The following is a 6,632-nucleotide window of genomic DNA, read 5'->3' as shown; positions in this document are numbered from 1 at the left end:
GCCGCCGCGCCGTCCACCGCGCCGTCCACCCGGCCGCCGCGGGGGACGCGGCCGGCGCGGCCGGCGTGCACACCGCCTCGGACGCCACCCTCGGCACCATCGTGGTGAACGGCAAGGGCTTCACGCTCTACCGCTTCGACATGGACACGAACAAGCCGCCGACCTCCCACTGCACCGGCGCCTGCGCCACCCTGTGGCCCGCCGCCCCCGCCACCGACGCCTCGGCGGTCAAGGGCATCGACCAGAAACTGCTGGGCTCCACCACCGGCACCGATGGCCGGAAACAACTGACGCTGAACGGCTGGCCGCTCTACACCTACGCCCAGGACAGCAAGGCCGGCGACACCAACGGCCAGGGCATCGACGGCATCTGGTGGGCGGTGACCCCGGCCGGCGCCAAGGCCGGCGCGGCTTCCTCGGCCGGCTCCACGGCGGGCTCCCCGTCCACGACGTCCTCGACCACCGGATCGGGCTCGAGCGGCGGATCGTACGGCTACTGATGTCCCGGACCGCTACACGCGAACTCGACCGGCGGCGGCAGGTAGGGCAGGATGCCGCCGTGGACGGATCCCCCGGACCGCCGGAACCGCCGGGCGCGGTGCCGGAGGAAGACATGATGCGGGCGCTGTACCGCGAACACGCCAGCGCGCTGTTCGCGTACGTGCTCCGGCTGGTCGCGGGCGATCGCTTCCTGGCCGAGGACATCGTCCAGGAGACGCTGCTGCGGGCCTGGAAGAGCGCCGCCAGCCTGGATCCGGCCGCCCGCAGCCTGCGGCCCTGGCTGGTGACAGTGGCCCGCCGCATCGTCATCGACGGCCACCGCAGCAAGCAGTCCCGGCCGCAGGAGACCTCCCCGGCCGCCCTCGAGCAGGTGCCGGCCCAGGACGAGCTGGAGCGGTCGCTGCGCCTGATGACCATCTCGGACGCCTTGCAGGACCTGTCGGCGGCCCACCGTGAAGCGCTCGTCGAAACGTACTTCCGGGGTCGTACCGTGAATGAGGCGGCCGACGAACTCGGACTCCCGGCCGGCACCGTGCGGTCCCGGGTCTTCTACGCACTGCGCGCTCTGCGGAACGCGCTGGAGGAGAGAGGGGTGACCACCTCATGAACCCGCATGTCGATGTGGGCGCCTATCTGCTCGGGGCGCTGGAGGACGACGAGATGACCCGCTTCGAGGAGCATCTGACCGGATGCGACGAGTGCGGGGTGCAGCTGGACGAGCTGATGGGCGTGGTCCCGGTGCTCGAAGAGCTGCGCGGGGACGGCATCGGCTTCGTGGAACCACCCGGTGACGCCCTGCTGGAGCGGCTGCTGCGGCAGGTCACCGGGGAGCGCAAGGCACGCAGGCGGCGACGGCTGGTGGCGGTGGCCGCGGCGGCGGTACTGGTGGTCGGCGGTCCGACCGTCGCGGTGCTCGCCACCGACGGCGGCAACAGCACTCCCAAGGCGGCGGGACCCGCCTTCTCCACCGACCAGCGCTCGGCCAGCAACGCGGCCACCGGGGCGTCCGCGGTCGTGGGCCTGTCCGACAAGGGCTGGGGCAGCGTGGTCGACCTGCGGCTGACGGGGGTACGCGGCCCGCTCACCTGCAGCCTGATCGCGATCGGCAAGGACGGCAGCAACCAGACGGTCGCCACCTGGTCCGTCCCGTACGAGGGCTACGGCACCACCGAGCATCCCAAGCCGCTCACCGTGCACGGCGCGACCGGGCTGCACGAGAACGCGATCAACCACTTCGAGGTCCGTACCTCGCAGGGGAAACTGCTGGTCAGCGTGCCGGCCTGACGGAGCGGGCGGGCAGCGGCGAGCCGCCCTCGATCCCGTCGGCACCACACCGGCACCCGGCAGACACCCGTCGGCACCCGGCCGACACGCGGCCGACGCGGCCACCGGCCGGCGCCGACACCCGGCCCGCCCCCGCTGTCGGCGATATGTCGGTGCCGTATCGGTAGGCACCGGCATCGTTGTGGGCATGACGAAGCGACCGACAGACAACGGTGGGACCGCAGCCGTCGAGGTGCGGGGTCTGGTCAAGCACTACGGCGCGACCAAAGCCCTCGACGGGGTGGATCTCGATGTGACCCAGGGCACCGTGCTCGGCGTGCTCGGCCCGAACGGAGCCGGCAAGACCACGCTGGTACGGGTGCTCTCCACGCTGATCCGGCCGGACGCGGGCACCGCCCGGGTGGCCGGCTACGACGTACTCAAGCAGCCCCGGCAACTGCGCCGGGTGATCGGCCTGACCGGGCAGTACGCCTCGGTGGACGAGAAGCTGTCCGGCCGGGAGAACCTGTACATGATCGGCCGGCTGCTGGACCTGCCCCGCGCGGCGGCCCGGGCCCGGGCGGACGAGCTGCTGGAGCGCTTCTCGCTCACCGAGGCCGCCAAGCGGCCCGCGATGCAGTACTCCGGCGGCATGCGCCGCCGGCTGGACCTGGCCGCGAGCATGATCGGGCAGCCGACGGTGCTCTACCTGGACGAGCCGACCACCGGCCTGGACCCGCGCACCCGCAACGAGGTGTGGACCGAGGTGCGGCGGATGGTCGACGACGGCGCGACCGTGCTGCTCACCACCCAGTACATGGAGGAGGCCGAGCAGCTCGCCGACGAGCTGACGGTGATCGACCGCGGCCGGGTGATCGCCAACGGCCGGGTGGCGGAGCTGAAGGCCAAGGTGGGCGGGCGCACCCTGGAGATCCGGCCGTCCGACCCGGCTCAGGCCGCGGCGATGGCCACCGCGATCGGCGAGGCCGGACTGCTCGGGGTGGCCGGCGCGCACGTCGACCGGGCGGAAGGAGTGGTGAGCGTACCGATCCTCAGCGACGAGCAACTGACCGCGGTGGTCGGCCTGCTGGGCGCGCGCGGTTACGGCATCGCCGGCATCGGCACCCATCTGCCCAGCCTGGACGAGGTGTTCCTGGCCATCACCGGCCAGAAGTCCAACCTCGGCGAGGGCGCGGGCGCCGACGCCGACGCCGACGCCGATGCCGACAACGGCTCCGGCCCGGGCGCCGCAGCTGCGGCGGACCCCGGCGACAGCACGGACAGCGCGACCCCGGTCCTGGACAAGAAGCACGAAGTGGAGGCCACGGTATGAGCGCGGCGACGGCGACGGTCACCGCACCCGCGGAGCGGGTGGCGGCGGCCGGCGAGGGCAGGATCGGCCTGCGGGCCAACCTGCGGCACATCGGCGCGCTGGCGCGCCGCAACATGCTCCAGATCAAGCAGGACCCGGAGTCGATGTTCGACGCCCTGCTGATGCCGATCATCTTCACCCTGCTGTTCGTGTACGTCTTCGGCGGCGCGGTCTCCGGCAAGGGCAACCAGCACGCCTATGTGAACTACGTGGTCCCCGGCCTGATGGCCATGATGGGCATGAACATCGCCCAGGCGGTCGGGACCGGGATCAACGACGACTTCAAGAAAGGGGTGATGGACCGGTTCCGGACCATGCCCATCGCCCGGTCGTCGGTGCTGATCGCCAAGATCGTGGTCGAGGTCGGCCGGATGATGATCGCCACCGCGATCCTGCTGGGCATGGGCTTCGCCCTCGGGCTGAGCATCAAGACCGACGCCGTGCACCTGCTGGCGGCGATCGCGCTCTCCACCGTCTTCGGCGCCTCGCTGATGTGGATCTTCATCCTACTGGGGCTGACCATGAAGACGCCCCAGGCGGTCCAGGGGGTGGCCATGCTCGTACTGATGCCGCTGCAGTTCGGAAGCTCGATCTTCGCCAAACCCACCACGATGCCGGGCTGGTTGGAGGGCTTCACCAAAGTCAACCCGCTGTCGAATCTGGCGGACGCGGCGCGGGCGCTGATCAACGGCGGCCCGGTGGCGCACTCGGTGTGGGTCACCCTGGCCTGGGCAGTCGGCATCACCGTGGTGACCGCGCCGGTGGCGGTGGCGCGGTTCCGCAAGAAGACCTGACCGCAGGGGAGTCGGGCTGCCGGGCGGGTCGACGCGGCCCGGCGGCCCGGGCGTTCACTCCACGTCGCGCATCAAGGCGATGGCCTCCTCCGTGCTGAGGCCGTCGCCTTCGGCGTAGCCGGCCGCGTACGCCTCGTCGCCCAGCAGGCCGCGCAGCAGCGCCTTCTCCTCGGCCAGCTCGCTCAGTTCGGCGGGCGGAATCGCGGAGGGGCGGTGCCGGTCGTGCGCGCCGATCAGCACCGCCGAGCGGTGGAGCCTGCGCCGGTCCCGGTCCCGGTCCTGGTCACGGTCTCCGTCTTGGCCTCCGTCCCGGTCCCGGTCCCGGTCCGGCGGGACGGACGCCTGGTCGGCCGGCTCCGCGAGCAGGCGCAGCAGTTGGGCGGCGGCCGGGGCGAGCAGGATGCCCAGCCGCGGGGTGATCACATTGGCCAGCGGGTGGCCGGCCAGTTCCTCGATGCCGGCGGTCAGCAGCGGCATGCCCTGCCGGGCGTCGCCCGCCTTGCCGAGCAGCGAGCCCTTCACGCCCATCAGCATTCCCCGTACGAAGCCCGGCGCGCCCGTCGGGCCGCTGTCGTTGCGCCGGATGGTGTCCTCGACCAGTTCCAGCGCCGTGTCGATGTCGGCGTGCCGGCTGAGCGCGCCGACCAGCAGGATCTTGCCGTAGAAGGAGGCGCCGTCGCTGGCCGAGCCGAACCGGTCGGCGTCCTCGATGCCTTCGTGCAGCAGCCGGACGCCCTCCTCCCACTGGCCGCAGTTGATCAGGGCGTCGCCCATCCGGACGGTGAGTACCGGGACATGCTGGTGCGAGCCGATCTTGCGGGCCAGCGCGATGCCCTGGACGCAGCATTCGGCCGCGCGGGCCCAGTCGCCCGAGTTCCCCGCCGCCTCGGCCTCGGCCGACAGCGTCTCGGCCATCCCCCACTCGTCGCCCAGTTGCTCGAACAGCAGCCGGCTCTCCGCGATGTCCCGGAAGGCGGCGTCGTGCCGTTCGCTCACGTCGTTGTTGACCTTCGCCCGCAACTGCAGGGCGTAGGCCAGCTCCCAGGTCCTGCCGTGGCGGCGGCAGGACTCGACCACCTCGTCCATCAGGACGGGCAGCCGTTCGAACTCGCCGGAGAAAAAGGCTCCGTACATGCGCAGGATGCCAGGGACGCGGGCGGACTGCGGCAGGTGCGGCGGGTAGGTGTCGATCAGGGCGTTGCCGATCCGGATCATGCCCTCGTCGGTCCACCACTCCTGGTCGCCCTCCCGGGCGGACATGCCGATGAAGCGGACGTGCCGCCGTGCCTCCAGCAGCCGTTCGCCCTCCAGCGGGGGCGGGTCCTCCAGCGGGCCGCGCTCCAGGGGTACGAGACTGGGCGGCTCGGCGAACGGGTCCGGGCCCAGCGCGCCGACGGCGGTCGGCCAGTGACGGCGCTCGGAGTCGTAATTGCGCACCTCCCAGAACCAGTTGCAGCCCAGCACCAGCATCAGGGCTTCCTGCTCGTCCCCGGCGGCCACCGCCCGGCGCAGGGCGGCCCGCAGATTCTCGTGCTCGGCCTCCAGCCGCTCGAACCAGAGGAGTTGCTGTGCACCGCGCAGCAACGGGTCGGCGGCGCGGGCGAATTCGCGGAAGTACGTGAGGTGCCGCCGCTCGACCGCGGGACGCTCGCCGCTGGTGTCCAGCCGCTCGGCCGCGTACTCGTGGATCGTCTCCAGCATCCGGTAGCGGGGGCCGCCGACGGTGAGGTCGGCGAGCACGAGCGACTTGTCCACCAGGGAGGCGAGCAGGGCGGCGGCGTCGGGGGCGTCGATCCGGTCGGTGCCGGCGGCAGGTGCGGCCGACACCGGGGGCGACGGCGACGCGGGCGGGGGCCCGGCGGCCGGGAGTTCGGCGGGGTCGTCGGGGTCGGCGGGGTCGGCGCAGATCGCCTCGGCGGCCTCCAGCGTCCAGCCGCCCCGGAAGACGGCCAGCCGGCGCAGCAGCACCCGCTCGGCCGGTTCGAGCAGGTCCCAGGACCAGTCCACGACGGCCCGCAGCGTCTGCTGGCGCGGCAGCAGTGTGCGGCTGCCGCCGGTCAGCAGCCGGAAGCGGTCGTCGAGGCGGTCGGCGAGCTGCCGCGGCGACATGCCGCGCAGCCGTGCCGCGGCCAGTTCGATGGCCAGCGGCAGCCCGTCCAGCCGGCGGCACAGTTCGGCGCAGGCCACCGGGTCGTCCTCGACGGAGAAGCCGGGGCGCGCGGCGGACCCCCGGTCGGCGAGCAGCCGCAGGGCGGTCGGATCCGGCAGCGGGTCCAACGGCCGGACCAACTCCCCCGGCACGCCCAGGGGTTCGCGGCTGGTGGCGAGGACCGACAGGCCCGGGCAGTTGGCCAGCAGCAGCTCGGTGAGGGTCGCCGCCGCGCCGATCACGTGTTCGCAGTTGTCGAGCACCAGCAGCAGTTCGCGGCCCGCGCAGTAGTCGGCGAGCTGCCGCGCCGGGTCCTTGGACTTGGTCTCGGCGGCTATCGCGGCCTCGGCGGCGCTGCCGGCGTGCAGCAGCGTGTCGCGCAGCCCGAGCGAACTGATCACCGCCTCCGGCAGGGTGCGCGGATCGCTGACCGGGGCCAGCTCGGCGTACCAGACCCCGTCCGCCCACCGCCCGGCCACCCGGTCGCCGGCCTCCTGCGACAGCCGTGTCTTCCCGGTGCCTCCCGGGCCGGTGATGGTGACCAGCCGCGCCC

Annotated in this window: 4 protein-coding genes and 2 pseudogenes; 5 read left to right on the top strand and 1 reads right to left on the bottom strand. The window is 72.7% G+C overall.

Going from position 1 to position 6,632, the window contains the following annotated elements; all coding sequences use genetic code 11:
* The 5 genes and pseudogenes from GA0115240_RS32870 to GA0115240_RS32850 all read left to right on the top strand — a co-directional run.
* Positions 1–500 (top strand): annotated as a pseudogene (locus tag GA0115240_RS32870) (hypothetical protein); the annotation flags it as partial.
* A gap of 113 nt (positions 501–613) precedes the next feature.
* On the top strand, positions 614–1,108 hold the full coding sequence (locus GA0115240_RS32865) for a sigma-70 family RNA polymerase sigma factor (protein WP_237555407.1): 495 nt from the start codon (positions 614–616) through the stop codon (positions 1,106–1,108).
* Entirely contained in the window at positions 1,105–1,785 is a 681-nt protein-coding gene (locus GA0115240_RS32860; protein WP_093742467.1) for an anti-sigma factor family protein, read from the top strand. Before GA0115240_RS32865 ends, GA0115240_RS32860 begins: the two co-directional genes overlap by 4 nt.
* A 187-nt stretch (positions 1,786–1,972) precedes the next feature.
* Positions 1,973–2,941, top strand: a pseudogene (locus tag GA0115240_RS32855) (ATP-binding cassette domain-containing protein); the annotation flags it as partial.
* A gap of 152 nt (positions 2,942–3,093) precedes the next feature.
* Positions 3,094–3,930 carry an ABC transporter permease gene (locus GA0115240_RS32850; RefSeq protein ID WP_093742464.1) on the top strand — a complete coding sequence of 279 codons (837 nt, stop codon included), beginning with the start codon at positions 3,094–3,096 and terminating at the stop codon, positions 3,928–3,930.
* Positions 3,931–3,984: 54 nt separating this feature from the next.
* On the opposite strand, the gene GA0115240_RS32845 is transcribed toward GA0115240_RS32850, so the two are convergent.
* A partial coding sequence (locus GA0115240_RS32845) for an ATP-binding protein (protein WP_237555406.1) occupies positions 3,985–6,632 on the bottom strand: 2,648 nt, incomplete at its 5' end.

The organism is Streptomyces sp. DvalAA-14 (assembly GCF_900091855.1).
In the GTDB taxonomy this organism is placed as follows: Bacteria; Actinomycetota; Actinomycetes; order Streptomycetales; family Streptomycetaceae; genus Actinacidiphila.
The sequence above is the reverse complement of the archived record's forward strand: the minus strand, read 5'-3'. Positions and strand labels throughout refer to the sequence as shown.